This is a genomic window from Micromonospora sp. NPDC049374 (genome assembly GCF_040677165.1).
In the GTDB taxonomy this organism is placed as follows: domain Bacteria; phylum Actinomycetota; class Actinomycetes; order Mycobacteriales; family Micromonosporaceae; genus Micromonospora.
In genome coordinates this window covers 329,196-354,433 of the sequence record NZ_JBFAQH010000005.1, presented here as the reverse complement: position 1 = coordinate 354,433, position 25,238 = coordinate 329,196, and the positions used below count along the sequence as shown (strand labels likewise).

Below are 25,238 nucleotides of genomic sequence, written 5' to 3'. Positions count from 1 at the left end.
TGACAACGACACGGAGGCGGCGGTGCGCGAGCTGAGCGTGGTCGGGGTTCGGGTGGAGTTGCCCAGTAACCAGCCGATCGTCCTGCTCAGGGAGGTCGAGGGGGACCGCTATCTGCCGATCTGGATCGGCGCGGTCGAGGCGACGGCGATCGCTTATGAGCAGCAGGGTGTCAAGCCGGCGCGTCCATTGACCCATGATCTTCTGCGGGATGTGTTGGCGGCGTTGAAGGCGCCGTTGCGGGCGGTTGAGATCACCGAGTTGAAGGAGAACGTGTTCTTCGCTGATCTGTTGATCGGTGATGGGGTGCGGGTCTCGGCTCGGCCGAGTGATTCGATCGCTCTGGCGTTGCGGGTGGGTGCGCCGATTCGTTGTGCGGAGCAGGTCCTCAGTGAGGCGGGGATCGTGATTCCCGACGAGCAGGAGGACGAGGTGGAGAAGTTCCGGGAGTTCCTGGAGCAGGTTCGCCCGGAGGATTTCGCCGGCTGAGAGTTCGGCCCTGCCGGTGTCGGTGGGAAGGCCGCGCGGGCGGTGACTGTCGGTGATGGTGATGGTCATCGCTGTCGATGCGCGGCGTGTCGCGACGGTTTCTCCGTGGTAACTCCTGGCGGTCGCTATAGGGTTGCCGTGTCGAGGGGTGCGCGTTCCGGAAGCGGCGTGGCACCGCACTGACGGGGAGGTTGTCCGGATGTACGAGCCGCGGGATTCCGATCAGGGTGCGGTGTCGGGTGAGCCGGGTGGAATGCCCGGGTCGGCAACTGACGGTGACGGTGCGGTGGGGTACCGGGGTGTGACGGCATGCCATGCGGTGGGGATCAGCTACCGCCAGTTGGATTACTGGGCGCGTACGTCTCTGGTGGTGCCGAGCGTGCGGGACGCGTCGGGTTCCGGCACGCAGCGGTTGTACTCGTTTCGCGACCTGGTGGTGTTGAAGGTGGTGAAGCGGCTGCTGGACGCCGGGGTGTCGTTGCAGAACATCCGTAAGGCGATCGAGGCGTTGCGGTCGCGTGGGGTGGCGGACCTGGCCGGCATCACGTTGATCTCCGATGGGACGACGGTGTACGAGTGTCGTTCGCCGGAGGAGGTGGTCGACCTGTTGCAGGGCGGCCAGGGGGTGTTCGGCATCGCGATCGGTGGCGCGTTCAAGGAGATCCAGGGTTCGTTGTCGCATCTGCCGGCGGAGCCGGCGGCGGTGCCGGTGGAGCCGGGGCCGTCGGAGGTTGCCGAGGGCGGTGCGGTGGGCGACGAGTTGGCCGCGCGGCGGGCCCGGCGGCGGGCGGGTTGAGGCGTTCCACTGTGTCGTCGTGGGGTCGCGTGCCCCGCTGGTGAGGTTCGGCCGGTGTCCGGGGTGGCGTGGGTGGTGGCGCCGCCGGTCCTGGTCGATCACGTTGGGTGCGGTCCGGTTGTCTCGGGGTGACGACCCGGGGTGAGATTTGTGACTCTTCGTGTCTGGTTGTTGCCGGGAATCCGATGGGCCGGCGGTGACGGGACGGACGCGGCACGCTATCGTCCGACACGGTCTGCCGGCTGTCACTGCCGTGGGGTGGTTTCGGCGTCGGCGGGTCGTCGTTGCGCGCGTTGACACCGCGCGTCCCCTCACGACGGAAGGAACAACCGTGACGGTTACCGAGGAGACCGCTCCGGTCTCGCATTACGAGCGCATCGGCGGGGCGGGTTCGGTGAAGGCCGCTGTCGAGCTGTTCTACGACCGGGTGCTCGCGGACCCGGAGCTTGCCGGTTACTTCGCCGAGGTGGACATGGTGGGGCAGCGTCGGCATCTGGCGTTGATGCTGACGGTGGTGCTCGGTGGTCCGAACGAGTACACGGGCCGGGACCTGGCGTCGGCGCATCAGCCGTTGAACATTCCGGTGGCGCACTACGTCCTGGTGGGTGAGCATCTGACGGCGACGTTGACGCAGCTGGGTGTGCCGGGTGACATCATCGCCGACGTGCAGGCGGTGCTGGCGCAGGTGCAGGACCAGGTGGTGGCCGGCGGGGACCAGGCGGGCGCCTGAGCGTGGACGTGCCCCGGCTCAAGCAGAGCTGGTCGCTGGTGGCCGCCCACGGCGACCAGGTGCCGCTCTACTTCTATTCGACGCTGTTCCTGGCGTATCCGGAGACCCGGCAGATGTTCCCGACGAACATGGCGGGTCAGCGGGACCGGCTGGTGACCGCGCTCGGTCACATCGTGTCCCAGGTGGACCAGGTGGACCGGCTTGTGGGTTTCTTGCAGGATCTCGGCGTCGACCACCGCAAGTTCGCGGTGCGGGCGGAGCATTACCCGGCGGTGGGGGAGGCCTTGCTGGCGACGTTGCGGCATTTCCTCGCCGACCAGTGGACCGACGAGTTGGCGCAGGACTGGGCGGCGGCGTACGGGCTGGTGGCGCAGGTGATGTCCGAGGCGGCGCAGGCCGCTGAGGCGACGAGTCCACCGTGGTGGGTGGCGGAGGTGGTGGGGCACGAGCGGCGGGCGTTCGACGTGGCGGTGCTGACGTTGCGTCCGCAGTATCTGTTGCCGTTCACCGCGGGCCAGTCGGTCGGGGTGTCGCATCCGGCGGTGCGGTCGTGGCGGTACTACTCGCCGGCGAACGCGCCGCGCTCGGACGGCACGGTGGAGTTGCATGTGCGGGCGGCGCCGGGCGGCGCGGTGTCGTCGCGGCTGGTGTACGGGTGCGCGGTGGGTGACCAGTTGCATCTGGCCGCTCCGGTGGGTGACGGGTTGACGTTGCGTCCGGCCGGTTCGGCGGATCTGCTGCTGCTGGCCGGTGGTACCGGTTGGGCACCGCTGAAGGCGTTGGTGGAGCAGGTGGCGGCGGAGGGTTCCCGGCGTCGGGTCGACGTGTATGTGGGGGCGCGTTCGCGCAGCGAGTTCTACGACGGTGACGCGTTGGAGAAGTTGGCCGCCTCGTACGCGTGGTTGTCCGTGACCCAGGTGGTGGGGTTGGACCTGAACCGGCCGGGGGAGTTCGTGTATCCGGTGGACCGGGCGCTGGCCGACGGTGACTGGCGGTCCCGGCATGTGTACGTGTGTGGTTCCGACGACATGGTGTCGCACACGGTGGCGACCCTGACCCGCTCCGGCTTCCACGCCGGGCAGGTGCATCACGAGGGTCTGGGTCGGCACTGGTACGGCCCCTCGTGGCGGACGGCGGCGGGAGGCCCCGCTGTCTCTGACGATTCCGGAGGTGCCCGGTGAGTGAGCCTCGTGGCCGCGAGTGGCGGGCCGGTGCGGTGAGTGCGACCCCGATCGGTAGGTACGACGGTGGGCAGGTCGCCGGTGGTGTGCAGGTGCGGATGACCGCCGACCGGGTGCGCCGGTGGGAGTTCGGGTCGTCGTCGTTCGGGCGTCGCGGTTACGACCAGAACGACGTGGACCGGTTCCGGGTGCAGGTGGCCGATGAGTTGGATCTGCTGTCGACGCAGGTGGCGAATCTGCGGGCGGAGAACGAGCGGCTCAACGACCATGTGGAGTTGCACCGGCACGGGGTGATTCCCAGTTCGGAGCCGACGGCGAAGGTGCCGGCGGCCAAGGAGGTGAATCTGCTCTCGGCGGCGCAGCGGGAGGCCGAGCAGATCATCGCTCAGGCGCACGATTACGCGCGGCGGGTCGCCGAGTACGCCCGTACCCAGTACGAGAGCTATGTGCGGGCGGCGGTGGAGGAGGCCCGTCAGGAGGCGGAGCGGGCGGTGCAGGACTACCACGTGGCGGCGGGGCCGACGTTCGACGACGGTGTGGCCGCCCGGGAGGCGCTGCGGATCTACGGCGAGATGATGATCTCGCACATGCAGGCGGCGGCGCGGCATCTGGACGACGGCAGTGAGCAGTTGTCCCGGACCATGGAGCGCATCGGCGCGCAGCCGGCGGCGGCCGGAGCGGCGGCCCGGTCGTTGCCTCGGCATCAGCAGCGCTGACGCGAGCCGTCCCGTTACGGTGCCGCGCGGGCCGGCGGTGGCTGTGGGTGCCACCGGTGGCGGTCCGCCGCCGCCGGTGGCGTTCGTCGCCGGCGGCGGCGCTGGGGCACGATGGGTGGGTGCAGGAGCTGATCGAGCCGCTGGCGGGCATGGTGGCCGCTGGTGGGGTGGTGGTACTCAGCGGCGCCGGGTTGTCCACCGAGTCGGGCATTCCCGACTATCGGGGGCCCAGTGGTGTCGCACGGCGGCACACTCCGATGACGTATCAGACGTTTCTGGCGGATCCGGTGGCGCGTCGGCGGTACTGGGCGCGCAGCCACCTGGGGTGGCGGTTGATCGCCGGGGCGGCACCCAACGAGGGGCACCGGGCGGTGGCTCGTCTGCAACAGGGCGGGCTGGTGACGGGGATCATCACGCAGAACGTCGACGGGTTGCACTCGGCGGCCGGTAGCCGTGACGTGACGGAGTTGCACGGTCGGCTCGACGAGGTGGTCTGTCTGGGGTGCCGGCGCCGTACGTCCCGGGCCGAGTTGGACGGGCGGCTGCGGGCGGCCAACCCCGGATTCGTCGGGCAGGCCGTCGCGGTCAACCCGGACGGTGATGTGGATCTCGCTGACGCGCAGGTGGCGGCGTTCCGTACGGTCGACTGCGGGGCCTGCGGCGGGCTGCTCAAGCCGGACGTGGTCTTTTTCGGCGAGACGGTGCCGGCGACGCGGGTGCAGTCGTGTTTCGCGATGGTGGAGCAGGCCCGGCTGCTGCTGGTGCTGGGGTCGTCGTTGACGGTGATGTCGGGTCGCCGGTTCGTGTTGCGGGCGGCGAAGCGGGACGTGCCGGTGGTGATCGTGAACCAGGGGCCGACGCGCGGTGACGGGTACGCGTGCCTGCGGGTGGAGGCGCCGTTGGGGCGGCTGTTGCCGGCGCTGGCCGACCGGCTGGTCGGTGTCGGGCCGCCGGTGGGCCCGCCGACGTCGACGGCGGTGCCGAGTTCCGTCGGCGGGTGAGTCGGGGGCAGGTCAGGGGCTTCGGTGCGGGCCGTCGGGCCCGCTGGTAGCGTTGATCGCGCCGGTAGCACCGACGTGGGAGAGACCGCCTGGCGACAGCCGGGGCGGCGCCGAAGGGGCAAATCCTCCCCGGAACCTCTCAGGCAGAAGGACCACGTCGGGTCAGGCACTGTGGAGCGCCCGCGGGTGTGACAGAGGGGGAGGGCCGACCTGTCGACCCCCCGCCCTCGCAGGAGCGCCCATGACCGCCGAGCTGTTCGCCGACCGTCACATCGGTCCCGGCCCCGACGACGAGCGCCGCATGTTGGACGCCGTCGGATACGCCTCGATCGACGAGTTGATGGACGCGGCGATCCCCGAGGTGATCCGCTGGCACGGCCGGCTGGATCTGCCGCCGCCGGCCAGCGAACACGACACGCTGGCGGAGCTGCGGGCCCTGGCGGCACGTAACACGGTGGCCGTCTCCATGATCGGGTTGGGGTATCACGGCACCCACACCCCGGCGGTGATCCGCCGCAACGTGTTGGAGAATCCGGCCTGGTACACGGCGTACACGCCGTATCAGCCGGAGATCAGCCAGGGTCGGCTGGAGGCGTTGCTCAACTTCCAGACCATGGTGTCGGATCTGACCGGGTTGGGCACCGCGAACGCGTCGATGCTCGACGAGGGCACCGCGGCGGCGGAGGCGATGACCCTGGCGCGGCGGGCGTCGAAGAGCGGCAGCCGGGTGTACGTGGTCGACGCGGACGCCCTGCCGCAGACCATCGCGGTGATCGCCGGGCGGGCGGAGCCGCTCGGCATCGAGGTGCGGGTGCTGGACCTGGACGTCGAGCCGCTGCCGGCGGAGTTCTTCGGTCTGCACCTGCAGTATCCGGGGGCGTCCGGGGCGGTGCGGGACCACGCCCCGCTGGTCGAGGCCGCGCATGCGGTCGGGGCGTTGGTGACGGTGGCGGCGGACCTGTTGGCGTTGACGGTGCTGCGGCCGCCGGGGGAGATCGGTGCGGACATCGCCGCCGGCACCACCCAGCGGTTCGGGGTGCCGATGGGCTTCGGTGGGCCGCACGCCGGCTATCTGGCGGTGCGGGCGGGTCTGGAGCGGATGCTGCCGGGCCGGCTGGTCGGGGTGTCCCGGGACGCGGCCGGCGCGGCGGCGTACCGGTTGGCGTTGCAGACCCGTGAGCAGCACATCCGGCGGGAGAAGGCGACAAGCAACATCTGTACCGCGCAGGTGCTGCTGGCGGTGATGGCCGGCATGTACGCCGTCTACCACGGCCCGGACGGGCTGCGGGAGATCGCGGCCCGTACCCATCGGATGGCGGCGCGGCTGGCCGCAGGGTTGCGTGCCGGTGGGGTCGAGGTCGCCGACGTCGCGTTCTTCGACACGGTGACGGCGCGGGTGCCGGGTCGGGCCGGGCAGGTGGTCGCCGAGGCGCAGCGGCGCGGGGTGAATCTGCGGCTGGTCGACGCCGACCGGGTCGGTGTCTCCTGCGACGAGACCACCACGGACGCGCACCTGGCCGTAGTGTGGGCGGCGTTCGGTGTCGACGGTGTCGACGGTGAGGTTCCTGAGGTGGTGCCGGCCGGGCTGGCCCGCACCACCGATTTCCTCACCCATCCGGTGTTCCGTACGCACCGGTCGGAGACGGCGATGCTGCGGTACCTGCGTCGGCTGGCGGATTTCGACTACGCCCTGGACCGGGGCATGATCCCGTTGGGGTCGTGCACGATGAAGCTGAACGCCACCACCGAGATGGAGCCGGTGAGCTGGGCCGAGTTCGCCAACATCCACCCATTGGCGCCGGTGGAGCAGACCGCCGGCTACCGGGAACTGGTCGACCAGTTGGCGGGGTGGCTGGCGGAGGTCACCGGCTACGACGCGGTGAGTGTGCAGCCCAACGCCGGTTCGCAGGGCGAGCTGGCGGGGTTGTTGGCGATCCGCGCGTGGCATCGCAGCCGGGGTGAGCAGCACCGTGACGTGTGTCTGATCCCGTCGTCGGCGCACGGCACCAACGCGGCCAGCGCGGTGATGGCGGGGATGCGGGTGGTCGTGGTGGGCTGCGACGCCGACGGCAACGTCGACCTGGTCGACCTGGACACGAAGATCGACACGCATCGTGACACCCTCGCGGCGATCATGGTGACGTACCCGTCGACGCACGGGGTGTACGAGACGGGTATCGCGCAGTTGTGCGCGAAGGTGCACGACGCCGGTGGGCAGGTGTACGTCGACGGGGCGAACCTCAACGCGCTTGTCGGGTTCGCCCGGCCGGGCCGGTTCGGGGCGGACGTGTCGCACCTGAACCTGCACAAGACGTTCTGCATTCCGCACGGTGGGGGCGGGCCGGGGGTGGGTCCGGTGGCGGTGCGGGCGCATCTGGCGCCGTTCCTGCCGGGTGATCCGGCCGGTGCGCCGGTCGACGGGCGGCCGGCGATCGCGGCGGCCCGGTACGGGTCGGCGGGGATCCTGCCGATCCCGTGGGCGTACCTGCGGATGATGGGCGCCGACGGCCTGGCCCGGGCGACCGGGGTGGCGGTGTTGGCGGCCAACTATGTGGCGGCGCGACTGCGGGAGCATTTCCCGGTGCTGTACGCGGGCAACAAGGGCCTCGTCGCGCACGAGTGCATCCTGGATCTGCGGCCGGTGACGAAGGCGACCGGGGTGAGCGTCGACGATGTGGCCAAGCGGCTCATCGACTACGGGTTCCACGCGCCGACGATGTCGTTCCCGGTGGCGGGGACGTTGATGGTGGAGCCGACCGAGAGCGAGGACCTGGCCGAGCTGGACCGGTTCTGCGACGCGATGATCGCCATCCGGGCGGAGATCGACAAGGTGGGTTCGGGGGAGTGGCCGGCCGGGGACAATCCCCTCGCCAACGCGCCGCACACCGCGGCGATGGTCGGCGGTGACGACTGGCCGCACCCGTACCCGAGGTCGGTGGGCGCGTGGCCGGCCGGGGTGGACCGGGTGGGGAAGTACTGGCCGCCGGTGCGTCGGGTCGACGGCGGGTACGGCGACCGGAACCTGGTCTGCTCGTGCCCGTCACCGCAGGCGTACGAGAGCTGACCGGGTCCGGTACCGCGCCGACCTGGTCGTGGTGGTCCCTGACCGGGGGACTAGCCTGGGTCGGCGCGGGAAAGACGTCGTGACGGATCGTTATGTCGCCTCAGGCGGCGAGTGCGTGTCGGGCGGGGCCTCGGTGCGGTGCGATGCTGCTGCCGTCGGGCAGCAGCTCGCCGGTGTCCTCGAAGACGATGACTCCGTTGCAGAGCAGGCTCCAACCCTGTTCACGGAAGCAGGCGATGACCCTGGCGGCTTCCCGGTCGGTGGCTTCGGCGGAGGGACAGGTGGGTTGGTGCTGGCACATCGGGTTCTCCGGACTGTGGGGGCACTGTGTCATGGTTCACATGACCAGTGACGCACAGTACCAAGCGAAAGCGTGCCGCATCGAGCAGATGTGCGCGTGGTGCGCGGGAATCCGCTGAACGGATGAGCATGAACCGCCCAGACGTCGTGGAAGCGCTCCCACGGATGGTTGTCGATCCACCCGCGGTTCCCGCGGCCTGCCGCGGCCGGCTCGTCGAACGGGCCCGCTGGCAATGGCGCCCCGCCGACGGCGGCGACCCCGCCGCGTACGCCGAGCAGTTCCTCGCCGAACACGGCCTGGACCTGCGGGACCTGGCCCGCCCCACCCACCGCCACCAACACCGGCACGGAGTCTGCGGGGCCGCCCTCTACCTCTCCGCCGCCGCCGCGGCCCTGCTCGCCGGCGGCCCACCCGGCGCACCCAACCCCGCCGACCTGCCCGAGGTGGCCGTCGTCGTCTACGCCCACACCGAGGCGGACACCACCCACCCCGGCCCGCCACCACCCTGGTGGCACGGCACCTGGACCGAAAGTTGGAGCCCCCACCAGCACGCCGACGCGGTCACCGCGATCCGCCGGGCCATCGGCCACGGCGAGGTCTACCAGGTCAACCTCGTCGGCCACGCCAGCGCCCCCTACACCGGCGACCCGCTGCCGGCCCTGACCCGCCTCGGCCGCCTGCCCGGAGCCCGCTACGGCGGCGTGCTCACCGGCCCCGGCTGGGCCATCGGCTGCGCCAGCCCCGAAACCCTCATCGAGGTACGCGGCGGCACCCTCACCACCCGACCGATCAAAGGCACCCGCCCGGCCACCACCGCCGGCCGCGCCGACCTGCTCGCCTCGGCCAAGGAACGCGCCGAACACATCATGATCGTCGACCTGGAACGCAACGACCTGGCCCGCGTCGCCCGCACCGGCAGCGTCCGCGTCGACGACCTGTTCGCCGTACGCCGCTGGTGCGACCTGTGGCAGGCCGAGTCCACCATCCACGCCGACGTCGCCGACGGACTCGGCCTGGCCGACCTGCTACGCGCCGTCTGCCCCGGCGGCTCCGTCACCGGCGCACCGAAACTCGCCGCCCTCGACCACATCGCCGCCCTCGAACCCGTCGGCCGCGGCGCCAGCATGGGCGCCCTGGGCTGGGTCGGCCCCGACCACATCGACCTCGGCCTGACCATCCGCACCGCCGCCGTCGACGGCAACGCCGTACACGTCTGGGCCGGCGGCGGCATCACCTGGGACAGCGACCCCGCCGCCGAGGTCGCCGAAGCCGCAGCCAAGACCACCCCGGTACGGGCCGCCCTCACCGGACGGTGAACCGAGCCCCCACCCACCCGAGGCCACCGACCGATAACCTTGCCGACATGACGATGCGGGACATCCGAATCATCGGCGACCCGGTGCTCCGCACCCCCAGCGAACCGGTCACCAGCTTCGACGCCGAACTGCGCACCCTGGTCACCGACCTGATGGACACCCTGCTCGGCGCACCCGGCCGCGCCGGCGTCGCCGCACCCCAGATCGGCGTCAACGCCCAGGTCTTCGTCTACGACGCCGACGGCCACCGCGGCCACATGATCAACCCGACGCTGGAGCTGTCCACCGAACTCCAGGACGACGACGAGGGCTGCCTGTCCATCCCCGGGCTGTACTTCCCGACCCCCCGCGCCCTGCACGCCACCGCCCACGGCTACGACCAGCACGGCGAACCCCTCACCATCGCCGGCAGCGGCTTCCTCGCCCGCGCCCTGCAACACGAGACCGACCACCTCGCCGGCCGCCTCTACGTCGACACCCTGCGCGGCGAAACCCGCCGCCGCGCCCTACGCGAGATCCGCGCCGGCCGCTTCGACTCCTCCCACCGCAGCTGAACCCGCCACCCGCGGACGCACGAGTGCTCAGCCCGCCCGCGTCACAAGCGTGAACTCGCCGTAGTCGGCCACCCGGCTGAACCCCAACCGCTCGTACAGCCGCACTGCCGCGCTGTTGGTGGCCGCCACGTTCAACGTCACATGGTCGACCTCGGTGGCCAGCAGGCCGCACAGGCGGGCCATCACCGCCGCCCCCAACCCCCGGCCCCGCCAGCCCGGCCGGGTGGTCACGTTGCCCACCGCCGCCACCCGGTGCGCCGGAGAGACCACGTGCACCCCCGCCACCGCCACCAGCCGGTCACCCTCACGAACCCCCACGTACCGGCCGGTGTCCACCATCCGCGGGTCGAACCAGTTACCCGGGTAGGCCGCCGCGTACAACTCGTGCAACCGTGGCAGGTCCGCCCGGCCCAGCACCTCACCGGCCGGCGCCACCGCCGCCAACCGCGTCCGATCCGTCAACGCCATCTTCAGATGCGGCCCCGTCGCGGTGACCCGGAACGCAACGTCCAACGCCGACTCCAGACCGGGGGACAGGTGCGCCTGCAACCGCGCCGGCAGCACCGGCGCCAGCTCACCCAGCAACGCCGCCATCGCACCGACCTCCGCCGGTCCCGCGAACGCCAACAGCGTCGGCGGCGTCGCGCCGTGGTACAGCAACACCACCGAGTCACCACGCCGATACCACGACGTGTACGGCCAGAAGAAGTCGTCCAGATCGCCCAGCTGGTAGGCGTGCAACACCGGATCCCGGCTCAGCAGCCCCGCCAGGACAGCCCGGTCGTGTTCCGCGCGCACCGACATCCGCCGATGATCACACGTACCGCGTCGGCACACTCACCCGGCCACCCACTGGTCGTAACCCAGCCTCGCCACCAACGCCAGCACCACCACCAGCAGCACCACCCGCACGAACCCGGAACCGCGCCGCAACGCCATCCGCGCCCCCACCGACGCCCCCGCGATGTTGCACACCGCCATCGCCGCACCCAGCAGCCACCACACGTGCCCGGTCACCGCGAACACCACAAGCGCACCGGCGTTCGTACCCGCATTGACCACCTTCGCCATCGCCGAACCGTGCAGAAAATCCGCACCCACCAGCGCGGTGAACGCCAACACCAGAAACGTGCCCGTACCCGGACCGATCAACCCGTCATAGGCGGCGATGCCCACCCCGGCCACCAGCACCGCCACCACCACCCGCGCCCGGGTCCGCCGCTGCGGCACCGCCAGCACCCCCAACGCGGGACGCAGCACCACGAACAGCGCCACCGACACCAGCACCACAAGCAGCACCGGTCGGTACGCCGAGGGCGGTACCGCCCCGGCCAACGCCGCCCCCAGGCCCGCGCACACCACCGCCAGGGCCGCCGCCGGACCCGCCACCACCCAGTCGATCTTCGTACGGCGGGCGAACGTCACCGCCGCCGTCGACGTACCGGCGATCGCCGCCAACTTGTTCGTCCCCAGCGCGGTCGCCGGAGGGATCCCCGGAGCCGCCACCAGCAACGCCGGCAGCAACAGCAACCCACCACCACCCACCACCGCGTCCACCCAGCCCGCCAGGGCGGCGGCAGTCAGCAGCGTCACCACGGTCGCCGGGTCCAACTCCACGAGCCGCCATTCTTCCCACTGCCGAGCACGCCACACCGCCGGCTGTGGCCAGCCTCACCGGCCCCGACGACGCCGCAACCAGATCCCCACCCCGGCGACCGCCACAAACACCAGCACCGAACAGCACAAAGCCCGCAGCATCGGGCAACTGTCCCACGCCGTCGCTAAGGTGACAGCGTGCGCCTGGCCACGTTCAACCTGCTGCACGGCCGGTCCCTCACCGACGGCCTGGTCGACCCGGCCCGACTGACCGCCGCCGTCGCCGCCCTCGACGCCGACATCCTCGCCCTACAGGAAGTCGACCGTGACCAGTCCCGCAGCGGCAACCTCGACCTCACCGCCATCGCCGCCCAGGCCCTCGGCGCACCCGAACACCGCTTCGCCGCCGCAGTCGTCGGCACCCCCGGCGAAGCGTTCCGCCCCCTCACCCACGACGACGACGGCCACGGCGAACCCTGCTACGGCGTCGGCCTGATCTCCCGCCACCCGGTCACCAGCTGGCGCGTCACCCGGCTGCACCCCGCCCCGGTACGCTCCCCGGTCTACGTGCCCGGCCCGGGCGGCGGCCTCATCCTGCTCCGCGACGAACCCCGCGTCGTCCTCGCCGCGGTACTGGACACCCCCCACGGCCCGCTCACCGTCGCCGCCACCCACCTGTCCTTCGTCGCCGGCTGGAACGTCCGCCAACTCCGCCAGGTCATCCGGGCCCTGCGCGCCCTACCCGCGCCACGCATCCTGCTCGGCGACCTGAACCTGCCCGCCTGGGCCACCCGTGCCGTCTCCGGTTGGCGCCTGCTGGCCCGCCGGCCCACCTACCCGGCCGCACAACCCCGCGTCCAACTCGACCACATCCTCGCCGACCGGCACGGCTTCGACCAGCTACCCCCGGTCACCGCCGTGCGCACCCCGCTGTCCACCATCTCCGACCACCGGCCCCTGGTCGTCGACCTCGGCTAGAACACCTGGAGGCCGCCGGTGCGCTGGACCCGTGCCTCGCCCAGGCGCAGCAGCGCCGAGGCCCCGGCGAACAGGCCGACGGTCAGCAGCGCCAGCCACCCCAGCGGGGCGGCCAGGTCACCGAGGTCCGCGCGATCCAGCAGCGCCCCCCGTAGCACGACCAGGCTGCTGGTCAGCGGGAAGGCCAAACCGACTGCCTTGATCCACACCGGCAGGGCGAACAGTGGCAGCCGCACCCCGGCGACGAACCACAGCGGATCGTCCAGCAGCGTGTACAGGAACGCCGAATCCCGAGAGAAGATCAACAAGCTGTTGAGGAACGCGCCCCAGGCCACCGCCGGTACCAACAGCGCCACCGCCGCCACCGCGTACATGCCGGGGTGGGCGACGTCCAGCACGTCGGCGGCGGTCGCCGCGGCCACCGCGAAGCAGCCGAACAACCAGGCGTTCTGCGTCAGCGCCGCAGCGCCGTTACCGATCACCAGCGCCATCCGGCTGGCGGGGGAGAGGAACAACGCCTCCAGGGTGCCGCTGACCCGCTCGAACGAGAAGTGCCAGGCCGACTGGACCAGCGAGAAGAAGAACGTGTACGCCAGCGCGCCGGCCGCGAGAAACGCCAGCAACCGGCTCGGATCGGCAGCCACCGGCCACCGCTGCGGCGCCGACGCGGACTCCATCACCGGCAGCACCGTGTAATACGTCGCGGCCAGGGTCAGCAGCGGCCACAGCAGCATGGAGAACAGCACCAGCGGCTGCCCGAACAGCCGCCGGTGCTGCTTGAGCGCCTCGGCCGCGACGACCCGCAGGGCGTGGCTCACCGCGCCACCACCGCCGGGTCGGCCAGGGTGAGGATCGCGTCCTCCAGGGTCGGTGGGGTGACGGTCAGCCCGGCGATCGTCCCGCCCTGCTGGACCACCGCCGTCACCACCGCCCCCACCAGGTCCTCCGGGTGGCGCAGCGCGAACCGCGGTCGACCCTCGTCGTCCACGTCGACGGTCAGCTCCGCGTCGTGCCGCGCGGCCAGCGTACGCAGCGCAACCGTGACCGCCGGGTCAGCCACGGTGAGCACCAGCCGCACGGTGTGCCGGCGAACCGTCTGACCCGCCAACTGCGCCGGACTGCCCTGGGCCACCAGTGACCCCCGGGCGATCAGATACACGTGCCGGCACAGCTGTTCCACCTCGGCCAGGTAGTGAGAGGTCAGCAGCACCCCGACCCCGTCGGCGGCCAACTGTGCGATCAACGCCCGCAGCTGGTGGGCGATCGGCGCGTCCAGACCCAGCGTCGGTTCATCCAGCAGCAGGTACGCCGGATCGTTGATCAGACCCCGGGCGATGACCAGTCGCTGGCGCATACCCCGTGAGTACCGCTCCACCGGCACCTGCGCCGCATCGGTCAGCCCCACCAGGTCAAGCAGCTCACCGATGCGGACCCGCAACCGGGCGCGCGGCACGTCGTACAGCTGGCCGAAATACCACAGGTTCTCCCGGGCGGTCAGCCGGTCGTACACCATCCGCTCGCCACCGGAGATCACGTTGATCCGTCGACGTACCTCACGGGCGTGCTCGACCACGTCCAAGCCGTCCACCCTCACCGTGCCACCGGTGGGCCGCAGCAGGGTGGACAGGATCCGGATGGTGGTGGTCTTACCGGCACCGTTGAGCCCCAGCAGCCCGGTGACCTGACCGGGCGGGATTCGCAACGACAGCCCGTCGACGGCTGCCACCGGCGCGGCGACCGGCCGGCGGCGCCAGCCCTGCCAGCGCCGGACCGGGAAGGTCTTGCGCAGGTCGGTGGTGACGATGCCAGTGCTCATGCGCGCGCACTCCGATGCAGCGCCCGCCGCTCGGCGGGCTTGAGGATGGACAGTCCCAGTAGCAGGTACGCCCCGCCCAGCACGAGACAGACGGCAAAAGCGGGCCAGGGGTCGACGTCGGCGCCGGGCAGGGTGGCCGCCCGCAGCACCCGCAGCGCCCAGGTGACCGGCAGCGCCTCCCCGAGCCAGCGCGCCGCCTGCGGCAGATAGCTGGTGGGGAACGTGAAGCCGCACAGCAGTGCCATCGCGGTGAACAGGGTGTTCTGGCTGATGTGGGCTTCACCGGCAGCCAGCATGAGCGCGCTCAACGGCACCGACATGCCGACCACCGCCACGGTCGCCGCCACCGTCGCGGCCAGCAACGTCAGCGGATCGGGCACGCTCAGCCGCACCCCCAGCGCGCTGGCCACGGCGACCAGCACGGTTATCTCCACAGCTGTGGTGCTCAACGCCTGCGCGGTCACCCCCAACAGGTACGGCAGGCGCCGCGCCGGGGTGAGCAGTTGGCTCTCCAGGGTGCCCTCGCGGTACTCGGTGATCTGCGCCTTCGCCACCCAGAGCACCATCCGGGTGGCGAAGGTCAGCGCGGCGGCGCCGACGGTGACGTAGCCGAGGTAGTCGGCGCTGCCGGTGGCTGCGGTGAAGCTCGCCCCGACGCGACCGCCCCCGATGGCCCGGTACGCCAACATCGACACCCCGATGGTCAGCACACCGGTGGCCAGGGTGCCGACGAAGTAGGTCCACGGATAGGCGCGCAACGTGATCCGCCAGTTGCGCACGAAGGTGGCCCCCATGACCGACACCGCCACACCTCCCGGTGAGTTCCCAAAGGGAACCTACTATGGAGGTGTGGCCCCCGTACACCCCCGCCCACCACTGAGGCAGGATCCGACCATGACCAACCGCCGCCGCGCCGACGACACCTGCGGCATCGCCCAGGCAGCCGCCGTACTCGGCGACTGGTGGAACCTGCTCGTACTACGCGAGATCGCCCGTGGCCACCACCGCTTCGACACCCTCGTCACCGAACTCGGCGTCTCCCGCAAGGTGCTCACCCAACGCCTGCACGATCTGGTCGACCACGACGTCCTCACCCGCCGCCCCTACCAGCAGCACCCACCCCGCCACGAATACGTACTCACCGACCGTGGTCGCGCACTGCTACCCACCCTCGTCGCCATGCAGGACTGGGCCGACCGATGGGTGCTCGGCGACGGCAACCTCACCGCCACCACCGATCCCGACGGGGCCGAGGCCACCCGCGTCAAGACCCTCGTCGGCACCCAGGTACCAGCCGACATCACCCTCACCGCCACCGACCGCACTCGCACCCACCCGGTCGCGGCCACCCCCACCACAGTCCTTTTCACCTATCCCGGCACCGGCACTCCGACCCCATCACCACCAGACTGGACAGACATCCCCGGCGCCGCCGGCTGCACCCTGGAGAACCGCCTCTTCCGCCAACACTGGGACCACTTCACCGCCGCCGGCGCCACCGTCCACGGCATCAGCACCCAACGCCCCGACGAGCAGGCCGCCTTCGTCGCCGCCGAAGCCATCCCGTTTGGCCTGCTCTCCGACACCGACCTGCGGCTGACCGCCGCGCTACGCCTGCCCACCTTCCGCGCCGGCCAGCAGACCCGCCTCAAACGCCTCGTCCTCGTCGCCGACCACACCCGGACGATCACCGCCGCGATCTACCCGGTCACCGACATCCCCACCGCCGTCACCGACGCCCTACGACTGGTCCGCCAGAACGGCCGCTGACCGCGCCGCCCGCAACGCGTTGCGGAACAACATCGCCACCGTCACCGGACCCACCCCACCGACCCTCGGCGTGATCGCCCCCGCCACCGCCGCACACGACTCATCCACGTCCGGCAGCAGCCGACGCCCCGCGTACCGCACCCCACCACCGACCACCACCGCACCCGGACGCACATGCTCCGGCCGCACGATGCCCGGCACCCCGACCGCCGCCACCAGAATCTCCGCCCGACGCGCGTACCTCGGCCAGTCCACCACCCCCGTGTGCACCACAGTCACCGCCGCGTTCGCCGTCGACCGCTGCTGCGCCAGCAGCATCGCCAGCGGCCGCCCGAACGTCGCCCCACGACCCAGGATCACCACCTCACGGCCGGCCACCGGCACCCCGTGATAGGCCAACAACACCTCGACCGCCGCCGGCGTACACGGCAGCGGCCCCGGCAACCCCAACGCCAGCCGCCCCATGTTCACCGGATGCATGCCGTCCACGTCCGAATCCGGGTCGAGAACCTGTAACGCCCGGTCGTAGTCCAGACCGCCGGGGATCGGATACTGCAACAACACCCCGTGCACCGCCGGATCGGAGTTGAAGTCGGCCAGCACCGCGTGCACGTCGGCCTGCGACGCCGACGCCGCCAACCGCACGTGCGGCGAGGCGAAACCCAGCTCCGCCGCCTGCCGCTGCTTGATCCGGATGTAACCGGCGCTGGCCTCGTCGTCGCCCACCAGCACCGTCGCCAACGTCGGCGTCACCCCCACCGCCCGCAGCTCCGCCACACCCTCGGCCACCTGGGCCAGAACCGCCTCCGCCACCGGCGCACCCGGCAGCAACCGCGCGCTCGTCATCGACATGGCTCACCTCGCCCGTGGCAGGCCCAGGCGGACGACCTCCACGACGAGCTTCCCGATGGTCGATCCCATCCCCGATGCCGCCAGTCGCGTCCCCGTCACCCTGCCACACCACGACCGAGGGCACCATCGCCCCGGCGCGACCACCCGACACCGGGTCTCCCGCCCGCCGAGGCCACCGCCGTCCTGACCCGGCAATCGACCGTGGTATCCACCGCCCGCATCACGCCGGTCAGTCAGGAGCCGAGAACAGCCCCGCCAACGCCCGGTTCGTACGGTTGGCCCGTACCGCCTCCCGCTGCTGCCCCGACGTCACCTCGATGTACGTCTGCGACGACGCCAACGACGCGTGCCCCAACAGCCGCATGATCTCCGCAGCCCCGGCGCCGTCCTCGGCCAACCGGGTGGCGAACGTGTGCCGCAGCGCGTGCAACCGCGCCCCACGCGGCACCCGGTCACCGATCCCGGCCCGCCGGAAGCAGGACTCCACCAGGTACTGCAGACCGCCCCGGCGCAGCGGCGCACCCTGACGATCCACCAGCAGCGGCGACACCTGACGCACCGTACGCGCGCCGAAGCGGCGGGCACGGCTGTCCAGATAGCTCGCCAGCACCGCGTCCAGGTCCGGCTCGACCGGCAGCACCCGGGGACGCCCGCCCTTGCCGGCCACCTCCAGTCGCCGTTCACCGGGGCGGCCACCGAGCGAATCGACCCGTAACGCCAGCAGCTCCGACAGTCGCAGCCCCGCGCACAGGGCCAACGCCAGCACCGCCACGTCCCGCTCCGGCCACGGGTCCCGCTGCCGTCCCTCGGCCCGCGCGACCGAGGTGAGCAGATGTTCCGGTGTGTCCTCGCCGCGCAACGGCTTGGGCGTCGGCAGGGGAGTGCGGGGACGTCCCACGGCCGGCATCGGATTGCCGGGCACCACCTGCTCGGCGACCAGGAAGGAGAAGAAGCCGTTCCAGGTCGACCAGGCCCGACCGACGGAGCTGGCCGCCCGGCCGGCGGCGAACCGGGCGAACGCGGTCCGCATGAGCCTGGGGGAGAGCGCGTCGACCGGCAGCTCGGCCAGGGGGAGGGGAGGGGTGGACAGCTCCGCGGCGAGCGCGGCGACGGCGGTCAGATCCCGCCGGTAGGCCGCCTGGGTGTGCGGGGAGGGCTTGCGGGTGGCCCGGGCGGTCAGGAACTCCTCGATCAGCGTTGTTACCGATTCGTCCTGTTTGTCATGCATAAGGCATATTATGCATGATCTTCGTGTTCCGGGCCCGAGGGGAGGGGAGCGTTTCTGTCGGTGGTGGGGTCTACGGTGCGGTCATCGATCCCACCGGCACCGGAGGCGCACCATGACGACCCTGCCCGAGCGGCCCAACACGGCGCTGCTCGTCATCGATGTGCAGAACGGGGTGGTGACGGGCGCCCACAACCGCGACGGCGTCATCGCCAACATCAACACGGTGTTGGGTAAGGCTCGCGCCGAGGGCGTGCCGGTCGTCTGGGTGCAGCACTCCGACGACGGCCTCCCGCAGGGCAGCGAAGCCTGGCAGTACGTGCCCGAGTTGGTCCGCGAGGACGGCGAGGCGCTGGTGCACAAGCGCTACGGCGACTCGTTCGAGGACACCGACCTGGAGACGGTGCTCGCCGAGCGCGGCGTGGGCCGGCTGATCGTCACGGGCGCGCAGACCGACGCCTGCATCCGGTCGACCCTGCACGGCGCGTTCGTGCGGGGCTACGACGCGACGCTTGTCGGCGACGCGCACACCACGGAAGATCTGACCGCCTACGGCGCGCCGCCGCCGGAGCAGGTCATCGCCCACACCAACCTGTACTGGAGCTTCCACAGTGCGCCCGGTCGCCAGGCCGGGACGGTCGAGACCAGCGAGGTCAGCTTCGGTCCCACCGACTGACCGTCGAGCTTCGGTGGGGTGGGCCCCGACGCGGCGAGGGGCAGGGGCTCACCCACTTCAACTTTACATAATGTACATTATCGAATCGGTATGCGGACGAGCGGGCGGGCGGCGTCGTGCAGGTGTGCGGCCAAGGCTCCCGCACGGGGCGCTCACGTCGTTGACGATGCAGCGCAATGAGTACGGCAACTCATGCTTCGTCTGAAGGCGGGCGTCATCCTCGCAACCATGACTGCTCGTCACCTGGTCACGTCGGCGACAGCCGCAGCTCTGGTGCTCACGCTGGCGGCCTGCGGGTCAGACGCACCCACGCGCGAGGAAGCCAGCCGGGAAGCGCAATCGGCAGCGGTCCGGCAGGCAAGTGCGTCGAGCGCCGAGCAGATCAGCATCCTGCTCTCCGCCGTGGCCCGGGCGTCGCCGCTCCGGCCGGTCGCCGTGGCAACGCGGGACATCTGCCATGCCGGCGACACGAACGGCCTGTGGTCCCACGACGAGTACCGCCTCAGTTGCGGTCTCACCGAGATCAGGTATCTCGGGGCCGACGGCGACCTGCTGAAGGTGTTGCGGGAGGTCGACAGGCACGCCAGAGCTGGCGGGCTGGTGCCGTCCACCGAGTCGGCCATCGAGGAGGTCGAGAGCTACTACGCGGCGAACGGTAGGACCGAGGACGGGTTGCTGCTGCCCCTACCCGGGTTGGGCTACCTCGTCCCTGGGCAGGACTGGACTGTTCATGTCGGCTGGTCACGGCTCGGCGACCCGCTGAGCAGTAAACCCGTTCCGGATCTCACCTGGCCAACGGTCTTCGTCGAGGCTCGACCGGTCGACCTCGACGCGCTACGGGATGGTCCGTTGCGGCGCCACCAGCATGTTGTCACCATCTCCTCGGGGACCACCTACCACGAGGTGCCGTGGCCTGCCTGACGTTGGGCACGGGCACCGGCCGTCGATCATTCAGCGGTGCTGTTCGTGGCCGGCGCGCTCGTCCACCATGTGTCGGGCGTACCAGTCCGGCCAGTCGGGATCGGGGTGGCCGAGGTCCTTCTCGTGGCGGTCGTGGGCCGATGCCGTTCGGCGCAGCGCCGCGGCCAGGTCGTCCACCGAGTCGTAGGTGGTCTGCATGTCTGCTCCCCTCCTGCGTCGGGTAGCCGCCGGGAACCCGGAGCGCGGTGGCGGCTTTCGTGGGGCTACCCGGGTGGCCGGTGCGCATTCCCGCTTGGCCTGGTTCGTTGGCGTGCCGGCACCGTCCCGCGGTGGCCGGTTGGCGGTCAGAGGCCGCCGCCGACGCGGAGGATGGCGCCGGTGGTGTAGGAGGCGTCAGGGCTGAGCAGCCAGGCGACGGCGGCGGCGACCTCGTCGGGTTCGCCGGGGCGGCCGAGTGGGATGCGGCCGGCGGCGCGGTCGGGGCGGTCGGGTTGGCCGGAGAGGGCGTGGATGTCGGTGCGGATGATGCCGGGGGCGACGGCGTTGACGCGGATGCCGCGGGGGGCGAGTTCCTTGGCCAGGCCGATGGTGAGCGCGTCGGTGGCGGCTTTGACGGCGGCGTAGTGGACGTACTCCCCTGGGCTGCCGAGGGTGGCGGCGACGGAGGAGAGGTTGACGATGGCGGCGCCGTCGCTCATCCGGCGGGCGGCCTGTTGGGCGCAGAGGACGTAGCCGATGAGGTTGACGTCGACGACGCGGCGCAGGTCGTCCGGGTCGAGGTCGGTGAAGGGGCCGATCGGGCTGGTGATGCCGGCGTTGTTTACCAGGCCGGTGAGGGTGCCGAGTTCGGCGGCGGCGTCGAACAGGGCGGTGACCTGGTCGGGGTCGCGCGTGTCGGCGGGGACGGCGATGGCGCGTACGCCGGTGGCGCGCAGCTCGGCCACGACGGTGTCGGCGGCGGTGTGGTCGCGGCGGTAGCCGAGTGCGATGTGCTGGCCGGTGTGGGCGAGGCGGCGGGCGGTGGCGGCGCCGATGCCGCGGCTACCGCCGGTGATGATGGTGACGTTGGTCAATGGACCTCTCCCCTGCGCCGAGCCGGTGTCGGGGACGTTACCGCCGTGGTCGCGGTGGCGGGTAGCGCGGTGTGGTCGAGCGCACGGCCGGTGGTGGTCGATGGCTTACGCTCGCGGCGACGGTGTCGGTGGGGAGGGCTTGTGACGGGTGTGGGTGTCGGTGATCTGGTCGAGGATTTCGAGTTGCCGGACGAGACGGGTCGGCCGCGGCGGTTGACGGAGTTGCTGGCGTCGGGGCCGGTGGTGTTGTTCTTCTATCCGGCGGCGATGACGCGGGGGTGCACGGCGGAGAGTTGTCACTTCCGGGATCTGGCGGCGGAGTTCGCGGCGGTCGGGGCGCAGCGGGTGGGTATCAGCCGGGATTCGGTGCGGCGTCAGGCGGAGTTCTCGCGGTTGCACGGGTTCGACTATCCGTTGTTGTCGGATCCGGACGGTGTGGTGGCGGACCGGTTCGGGGTGCGGCGGCGGTTGCCGTTGGGGCCGTTGAGTACGCGGCGGATGACGTTCGTGATCGGTGTCGATCGGCGGGTGATCGAGGTGGTGCACAGTGAGTTGGGTATGAACGAGCACGCTGATCGGGCGTTGCGGGCGTTGGGGGGCTGATCTTCGGGTTGTCGCTGGCGGCTGGTATCAAGGCAGGCGGCTGAACACGTGTACGAGGAATGAGGTTGGGCGATGGGTGCCGCTGGTCAGGGTTTGTCCGAGGACGAGGTGCGCGGCATCCGGGAGGCGTTGGCCGCGGGGCGTAAGCCGAAGGTGGTGTTCACGGCGGCGGCCGGTCAGATCGCCGGTCAGTTGGGTCAGGTGGTGGAGTTGACCGATCCGGCGGCGTCCGACGAGTTCGTGGTGGTGCGGTTCGGGCGTGACGAGTTGCCCTTCTCCCCCACCGATGTGGCGGTGGCGCCTCGGGGTGCGGGGCGGCGGCCGGTGGAGTCGAAGCCGGAGCCGGAGCCGGCCGAGCCGGCGGTGGTGGAGCCGGAGTTCGTGTTGGACCGGGTGCCGCAGCAGCGCGGCGACGAGTTGCCGCGCCGGGAGGAGCAGCCGCGTGGAGAGGAGCCGAGGGTGGACGAGGCGGCGGGGTCGAAGGTGGAGGCGAAGCCGGCTCGGCGGGCGGTGAAGGCGGCGAAGCCGAAGGGGCCGGCGGGGTTGACTGTCACGTTGGCCTATGCCGAGGGTGAGTGGACGGTGGCGGCGCAGCAGGGTGGGAAGGTGTTGGCCAAGCCGTACGTGCTCAAGCCGGCGGAGGCGCTGCGGATGGTGGCGTTGGTGGATGTGCCGGGGGTGCATGAGGCGGTGGAGCAGATCCTGGCTGCGGAGCGGTCGGAGGCGGAGCGGCAGGCGGAGAAGTTGCGGGCGGAGTTGGCGGAGATCGAGGCCCGGTTGGCGGAGTTGCGCGAGGCGGGCTGAGGGGTTTCGTGGGTTCGATCCGACCGGTGGCCCGGTCCGGCACCGTGGTTGCCGGGCCGGGCCACCGGCGTTTGTCAGAAGTAGTCGATGAGGTGGGCGGTGGGTCCGGCGGCGAGCAGGTCCAGGGCGCTCGGGTCGGGTGTGCGGTGGTGCAGCAGTCCGGTTTCGGCGAGGGTGCGGGCGGTGGCGGTGCCGGTGTAGAGGCGGGCGAAGCCGCGTACGGTCAGGTGCAGGTCGGTGTCGCTGGTGGTGCGGTGCAGGTCGGCGTGGCCGTCGGCGACGGTGAGTTGCCAGGTGCCGGTGTTCCAGTCGGCGAGGTCGTCGGTGAGGGTGAAGGTGACCTGGCCGCGGGTGTGGGTGGGCCAGCCGCGGGCCTGTACGGCGCGGACGAGGTCGACGGGTCGGTGCATCCAGGCGTCGCGTTCGTGTTCGCGGGCCCGTTCCAGGGGCAGGTGGCTGCTGATGGTGTCGCCGGGTAGCGGGGCCAGTCGCAGGGTCGGGGTGACGCTGTACCAGCTGGCGAGGGTGCCGACGAGGGCGCGGGCGGCGTCGGCGGTGGTGGCGAGGATGTCTTCGACGGTGAGTACGGCGTCGGGGCCGTAGCCGCGGCCACGGTTCCAGCCGGCGTATCCGAGCAGTTGTCCGTCGTGTTCGACGAGGGTGAGCCCGTCGTGGGGCAGTTCGTCGGTGGCGGTGAACCGTGGGTGGGTGCGGGTGAGCAGGCCGTTGCGGTGGTGGGCGACGCGTCGGTAGAGCTCGGCGGTGGCGGGCAGGTCGGTGGTGGTGCCGGCGCGGACGGTCAGGCGCGGGTCGGGGCGGTGCCGGGGCAGGGTGGCGGTGGGCAGGTCGAGGGTGCGTAGTTGGCCGGTGATCTCCCAGCCGCAGGCGCGGTAGGGGGCGGCGGTGGTGGGGAACAGCGTGCTGACGGCGGCGCCGCGGTCGCGGGCGTCGCGGAGCAGGGTGGTCAGCAGGGCGCGGCCCACTCCGGTGCCGCGTGCCTCGGGGGCGACGGCGACGCCGGCGACGTCTGCGGCGGGTACGCGCTGTCCGGTCCACCACTGTTCGTCGTGCAGGTCGACGGCCTTGCCGATGAGTTTTCCGGTGGCGTCGAAGGCGCCGTAGAGGGTGCGGCCGGCGGTGGATGGCGGTGGGGGTGGTTGCGGGTCGGAGCCGAAGGCGAGCCGGCCGAGTTGCCAGGCGTCGTTCAGGTCGTCGGGGGTGAGTTCACGCACGTCGGGCACGGGCCGACGATAACGGCCGTGGTGGTGCTGTCGACCGAATTTGGGTGTCGGGTGTTCAGGTGGTGGTGACGGGGTCGTGGCGGACCGGGAAGTTGACCGAGTTGGCGATGAAGCAGGTGTGGTGGGCGTCGTCGTGCAGGGCGGTGGCGATGTCGGTGGTGGTGGGGTCGGCGACGGTGACGTGGGGTCGCAGGGTGACTTCGGTGAAGTGGCCGTTTCCGGTGTTGTCGGTGGTCATGGTGCCGGTGGCGTGGTCGACGTAGTGGGTGACGACGACGCCTTTGTCGGCGCACAGGTGCAGGTAGGCGAGCATGTGGCACTGGGACAGGGCGGCCAGGAGGAGTTGTTCGGGGTTCCAGCGGGTCCGGTCGCCGTGGAAGGTGGGGTCGGAGCTGCCGGGGATGGGTGGGCGGCCGTCGGTGGTGATGTCGTGTTCGCGTCGGTAGTCGCGGTAGCCGCTGGTGCCGGTGCCGAGGTTGCCGGTCCAGGTGACGGTGGTGGCGTAGTGGTGGGTGCGGGGCATGGTCAGCCTTTCGGTTCGTGGTGGTGGGTGAGCAGGAGGTCGAGGAGGCGGACGAGTTCGCGGCGGTCGGTGGGGTCAAGTGGTGCGAGCAGGGTGTCCTGGGCGGTGTCGAGGGCGTGTTGCAGGGTGGTGAGTTCGCGTCGGCCGGCGGGTGTGATGTGGACGATGTTGCGGCGTCGGTCGGTGGGGTCGGGTTGGCGGCGTACGAGGTGGCGGTCGGCGAGGTCGTTGAGGGTGGCGACGATGTCGCTGCGGTCGATGCCGCTGTGTCGGCCGAGGTCGGCCTGGCTGGCGGGGCCGGTTTCGGCGAGGGTCGTCAGCAGCCGGTAGTGGTAGCCGCGGGCGTGGTGGGCGCCGAGTGCGGTGGTGACGAGGCGTGCGGCGTGGGCGGCGGTCTGGGTGAGCAGCCAGCTGGGGGTGGTGCGCAGTCGGCTGGGGGTGGGGGCGCTGGGGTGCTCCATGTGGTGACTGTACGCGGTTTCGTTGGTGGCACCCACGACCCGTGCTATGTTGGCCATACCAACGTTGGCTCAACCAATGACAGGGGTTGACATGTCCACCACCCTCAACGGGCAGATCCTCGGCCGGACCCACCACGCCACCCGGGCGGTGCTGGAGCGGGAGTTGGGCCGGCTCGGGCTGACCTTCGCGCAGGCGTTGCTGCTCAACGCGCTGGCCGCCGCCGATACCCCGCTCCCCCGCGCCGAGGCGGCACGTCGGCTGGTCGACGCGGTGAAGGTGCCGACCGCGACGGCGCACGGCACGCTTACCGAGCTGATCGCGGCGACGCTTGTGGCGCCGCTGCCCACCGACGCCTCCCAGGTGGCGCTGACCCCGACCGGGCGGCAGGCGCAGCGTCTGGTCGCTGCGGCCTCCGCCGAGATCGGGGCCCGGTTGTGGTCCGATCTCGCCGCCGACGACCTGGTCGTCGCGGCTCGGGTGCTGGACGTGGTGCGGCGGCGCGCCGAGCAGGCCCTGGCGGCGGCGTGACCGGCGGGCGGGGTCCCGGGCTTT

29 protein-coding genes and 2 riboswitches are annotated in these 25,238 nt (G+C 71.3%); of the genes, 16 read left to right on the top strand and 13 right to left on the bottom strand.

Annotated elements, in window-relative coordinates:
• Nucleotides 1–22 precede the first annotated feature (22 nt).
• The 7 genes from AB0J93_RS11895 to gcvP all read left to right on the top strand — a co-directional run bounded on the left by AB0J93_RS11895 (nucleotide 23) and on the right by gcvP (nucleotide 7,975).
• Entirely contained in the window at nucleotides 23–487 is a 465-nt protein-coding gene (locus tag AB0J93_RS11895; protein ID WP_013733914.1) for a bifunctional nuclease family protein, read from the top strand.
• 199 nt (nucleotides 488–686) lie between these two features.
• Nucleotides 687–1,283: a MerR family transcriptional regulator gene (locus AB0J93_RS11890; RefSeq protein WP_363920841.1), complete on the top strand. Its 597-nt coding sequence runs from the start codon at nucleotides 687–689 to the stop codon at nucleotides 1,281–1,283.
• 331 nt (nucleotides 1,284–1,614) lie between these two features.
• The gene (locus AB0J93_RS11885) at nucleotides 1,615–2,013 is read left to right on the top strand and encodes a group 1 truncated hemoglobin (protein WP_363920839.1); all 399 of its coding nucleotides are present in this window, start codon (nucleotides 1,615–1,617) and stop codon (nucleotides 2,011–2,013) included.
• A 2-nt stretch (nucleotides 2,014–2,015) separates the two neighbouring features.
• Nucleotides 2,016–3,194 (top strand): globin domain-containing protein, encoded by a 1,179-nt coding sequence (locus AB0J93_RS11880; RefSeq protein WP_363920837.1) that lies wholly within the window; start codon nucleotides 2,016–2,018, stop codon nucleotides 3,192–3,194.
• Nucleotides 3,191–3,910 (top strand): DivIVA domain-containing protein, encoded by a 720-nt coding sequence (locus AB0J93_RS11875; RefSeq protein WP_363920835.1) that lies wholly within the window; start codon nucleotides 3,191–3,193, stop codon nucleotides 3,908–3,910. Before AB0J93_RS11880 ends, AB0J93_RS11875 begins: the two co-directional genes overlap by 4 nt.
• Nucleotides 3,911–4,059: 149 nt before the next feature.
• Complete coding sequence (locus tag AB0J93_RS11870) at nucleotides 4,060–4,911, top strand: NAD-dependent protein deacetylase (RefSeq protein WP_363920921.1); 852 nt, start codon at nucleotides 4,060–4,062, stop codon at nucleotides 4,909–4,911.
• 66 nt (nucleotides 4,912–4,977) lie between these two features.
• Nucleotides 4,978–5,076: riboswitch (glycine riboswitch) on the top strand.
• 76 nt (nucleotides 5,077–5,152) lie between these two features.
• Complete coding sequence (gene gcvP, locus AB0J93_RS11865; RefSeq protein ID WP_363920833.1) at nucleotides 5,153–7,975, top strand: aminomethyl-transferring glycine dehydrogenase; 2,823 nt, start codon at nucleotides 5,153–5,155, stop codon at nucleotides 7,973–7,975.
• Nucleotides 7,976–8,075: 100 nt separating this feature from the next.
• Here the strand turns inward: gcvP and AB0J93_RS11860 are convergent, their stop codons facing one another.
• Nucleotides 8,076–8,276, bottom strand: coding sequence for a DUF5999 family protein (locus AB0J93_RS11860; RefSeq protein ID WP_093402410.1), 201 nt, complete (start codon nucleotides 8,274–8,276; stop codon nucleotides 8,076–8,078).
• 122 nt (nucleotides 8,277–8,398) lie between these two features.
• Here AB0J93_RS11860 and AB0J93_RS11855 point away from each other — a divergent pair, with 122 nt between their 5' ends.
• On the top strand, nucleotides 8,399–9,592 hold the full coding sequence (locus AB0J93_RS11855) for a chorismate-binding protein (RefSeq protein ID WP_363920830.1): 1,194 nt from the start codon (nucleotides 8,399–8,401) through the stop codon (nucleotides 9,590–9,592).
• 47 nt (nucleotides 9,593–9,639) lie between these two features.
• Nucleotides 9,640–10,146 carry a peptide deformylase gene (def, locus tag AB0J93_RS11850; RefSeq protein WP_363920828.1) on the top strand — a complete coding sequence of 169 codons (507 nt, stop codon included), beginning with the start codon at nucleotides 9,640–9,642 and terminating at the stop codon, nucleotides 10,144–10,146.
• Between the two features lie 27 nt (nucleotides 10,147–10,173).
• Here the strand turns inward: def and AB0J93_RS11845 are convergent, their stop codons facing one another.
• Entirely contained in the window at nucleotides 10,174–10,950 is a 777-nt protein-coding gene (locus tag AB0J93_RS11845) for a GNAT family N-acetyltransferase (protein WP_363920826.1), read from the bottom strand.
• A 33-nt stretch (nucleotides 10,951–10,983) separates the two neighbouring features.
• Entirely contained in the window at nucleotides 10,984–11,763 is a 780-nt protein-coding gene (locus AB0J93_RS11840) for a TSUP family transporter (protein WP_363920824.1), read from the bottom strand.
• Nucleotides 11,764–11,940: 177 nt separating this feature from the next.
• Here AB0J93_RS11840 and AB0J93_RS11835 point away from each other — a divergent pair, with 177 nt between their 5' ends.
• Nucleotides 11,941–12,720 carry an endonuclease/exonuclease/phosphatase family protein gene (locus AB0J93_RS11835; protein ID WP_363920822.1) on the top strand — a complete coding sequence of 260 codons (780 nt, stop codon included), beginning with the start codon at nucleotides 11,941–11,943 and terminating at the stop codon, nucleotides 12,718–12,720.
• Here AB0J93_RS11835 and AB0J93_RS11830 read toward each other — a convergent pair.
• From AB0J93_RS11830 to AB0J93_RS11820, 3 genes are read right to left on the bottom strand one after another with little or no spacing between them, the layout of a single operon-like run.
• Nucleotides 12,717–13,538 carry an ABC transporter permease gene (locus tag AB0J93_RS11830; RefSeq protein WP_363920820.1) on the bottom strand — a complete coding sequence of 274 codons (822 nt, stop codon included), beginning with the start codon at nucleotides 13,536–13,538 and terminating at the stop codon, nucleotides 12,717–12,719. The genes AB0J93_RS11835 and AB0J93_RS11830 overlap by 4 nt on opposite strands.
• The gene (locus tag AB0J93_RS11825) at nucleotides 13,535–14,536 is read right to left on the bottom strand and encodes an ABC transporter ATP-binding protein (protein ID WP_357590207.1); all 1,002 of its coding nucleotides are present in this window, start codon (nucleotides 14,534–14,536) and stop codon (nucleotides 13,535–13,537) included. The genes AB0J93_RS11830 and AB0J93_RS11825 overlap by 4 nt, the downstream gene beginning before the upstream one ends.
• Nucleotides 14,533–15,330, bottom strand: coding sequence for an ABC transporter permease (locus tag AB0J93_RS11820; protein WP_363920919.1), 798 nt, complete (start codon nucleotides 15,328–15,330; stop codon nucleotides 14,533–14,535). The genes AB0J93_RS11825 and AB0J93_RS11820 overlap by 4 nt, the downstream gene beginning before the upstream one ends.
• A 100-nt stretch (nucleotides 15,331–15,430) precedes the next feature.
• Here AB0J93_RS11820 and AB0J93_RS11815 point away from each other — a divergent pair, with 100 nt between their 5' ends.
• Nucleotides 15,431–16,306, top strand: a complete 876-nt coding sequence (locus AB0J93_RS11815; RefSeq protein WP_363920818.1) for a winged helix-turn-helix transcriptional regulator — start codon at nucleotides 15,431–15,433, stop codon at nucleotides 16,304–16,306.
• Here the strand turns inward: AB0J93_RS11815 and AB0J93_RS11810 are convergent.
• Entirely contained in the window at nucleotides 16,277–17,158 is an 882-nt protein-coding gene (locus AB0J93_RS11810; RefSeq protein ID WP_363920816.1) for a tetrahydrofolate dehydrogenase/cyclohydrolase catalytic domain-containing protein, read from the bottom strand. The genes AB0J93_RS11815 and AB0J93_RS11810 overlap by 30 nt on opposite strands.
• Before the next feature lie 14 nt (nucleotides 17,159–17,172).
• Nucleotides 17,173–17,256, bottom strand: a riboswitch (ZMP/ZTP riboswitch).
• Nucleotides 17,257–17,387: 131 nt separating this feature from the next.
• A complete protein-coding gene (locus tag AB0J93_RS11805; RefSeq protein WP_363920814.1) occupies nucleotides 17,388–18,386 on the bottom strand; it encodes a tyrosine-type recombinase/integrase in 999 nt (332 codons plus the stop codon).
• A 112-nt stretch (nucleotides 18,387–18,498) separates the two neighbouring features.
• Here AB0J93_RS11805 and AB0J93_RS11800 point away from each other — a divergent pair, with 112 nt between their 5' ends.
• Together AB0J93_RS11800 and AB0J93_RS11795 are read left to right on the top strand one after the other, a co-directional pair.
• Nucleotides 18,499–19,059 carry a cysteine hydrolase family protein gene (locus AB0J93_RS11800; RefSeq protein WP_363920812.1) on the top strand — a complete coding sequence of 187 codons (561 nt, stop codon included), beginning with the start codon at nucleotides 18,499–18,501 and terminating at the stop codon, nucleotides 19,057–19,059.
• 228 nt (nucleotides 19,060–19,287) lie between these two features.
• Nucleotides 19,288–19,980, top strand: coding sequence for a hypothetical protein (locus AB0J93_RS11795; RefSeq protein ID WP_363920810.1), 693 nt, complete (start codon nucleotides 19,288–19,290; stop codon nucleotides 19,978–19,980).
• A 30-nt stretch (nucleotides 19,981–20,010) separates the two neighbouring features.
• Here AB0J93_RS11795 and AB0J93_RS11790 read toward each other — a convergent pair whose 3' ends face one another.
• Both AB0J93_RS11790 and AB0J93_RS11785 read right to left on the bottom strand, forming a co-directional pair.
• Nucleotides 20,011–20,178 (bottom strand): hypothetical protein, encoded by a 168-nt coding sequence (locus tag AB0J93_RS11790; protein ID WP_363920808.1) that lies wholly within the window; start codon nucleotides 20,176–20,178, stop codon nucleotides 20,011–20,013.
• Nucleotides 20,179–20,324: 146 nt separating this feature from the next.
• A complete protein-coding gene (locus AB0J93_RS11785) occupies nucleotides 20,325–21,053 on the bottom strand; it encodes an SDR family oxidoreductase (RefSeq protein ID WP_363920806.1) in 729 nt (242 codons plus the stop codon).
• Between the two features lie 141 nt (nucleotides 21,054–21,194).
• On the opposite strand from AB0J93_RS11785, the gene AB0J93_RS11780 reads away from it, so the two are divergent.
• Nucleotides 21,195–21,656 carry a peroxiredoxin gene (locus AB0J93_RS11780; RefSeq protein ID WP_363920804.1) on the top strand — a complete coding sequence of 154 codons (462 nt, stop codon included), beginning with the start codon at nucleotides 21,195–21,197 and terminating at the stop codon, nucleotides 21,654–21,656.
• 72 nt (nucleotides 21,657–21,728) lie between these two features.
• On the top strand, nucleotides 21,729–22,460 hold the full coding sequence (locus tag AB0J93_RS11775) for a hypothetical protein (RefSeq protein WP_363920802.1): 732 nt from the start codon (nucleotides 21,729–21,731) through the stop codon (nucleotides 22,458–22,460).
• A gap of 74 nt (nucleotides 22,461–22,534) precedes the next feature.
• Here the strand turns inward: AB0J93_RS11775 and AB0J93_RS11770 are convergent, their stop codons facing one another.
• Genes AB0J93_RS11770 through AB0J93_RS11760 form a run of 3 tightly spaced genes read right to left on the bottom strand, consistent with a single transcriptional unit; the run spans nucleotide 22,535 to nucleotide 24,685 of the window.
• Nucleotides 22,535–23,701 carry a GNAT family N-acetyltransferase gene (locus AB0J93_RS11770; RefSeq protein ID WP_363920800.1) on the bottom strand — a complete coding sequence of 389 codons (1,167 nt, stop codon included), beginning with the start codon at nucleotides 23,699–23,701 and terminating at the stop codon, nucleotides 22,535–22,537.
• 55 nt (nucleotides 23,702–23,756) lie between these two features.
• Nucleotides 23,757–24,224: an OsmC family protein gene (locus tag AB0J93_RS11765; protein ID WP_363920798.1), complete on the bottom strand. Its 468-nt coding sequence runs from the start codon at nucleotides 24,222–24,224 to the stop codon at nucleotides 23,757–23,759.
• A gap of 2 nt (nucleotides 24,225–24,226) precedes the next feature.
• Nucleotides 24,227–24,685: a MarR family winged helix-turn-helix transcriptional regulator gene (locus AB0J93_RS11760; RefSeq protein WP_363920796.1), complete on the bottom strand. Its 459-nt coding sequence runs from the start codon at nucleotides 24,683–24,685 to the stop codon at nucleotides 24,227–24,229.
• Between the two features lie 76 nt (nucleotides 24,686–24,761).
• Between AB0J93_RS11760 and AB0J93_RS11755 the strand changes: the two genes are divergently transcribed.
• Nucleotides 24,762–25,214: a hypothetical protein gene (locus AB0J93_RS11755; RefSeq protein ID WP_363920794.1), complete on the top strand. Its 453-nt coding sequence runs from the start codon at nucleotides 24,762–24,764 to the stop codon at nucleotides 25,212–25,214.
• The last annotated feature ends 24 nt before the right edge of the window (nucleotides 25,215–25,238 follow it).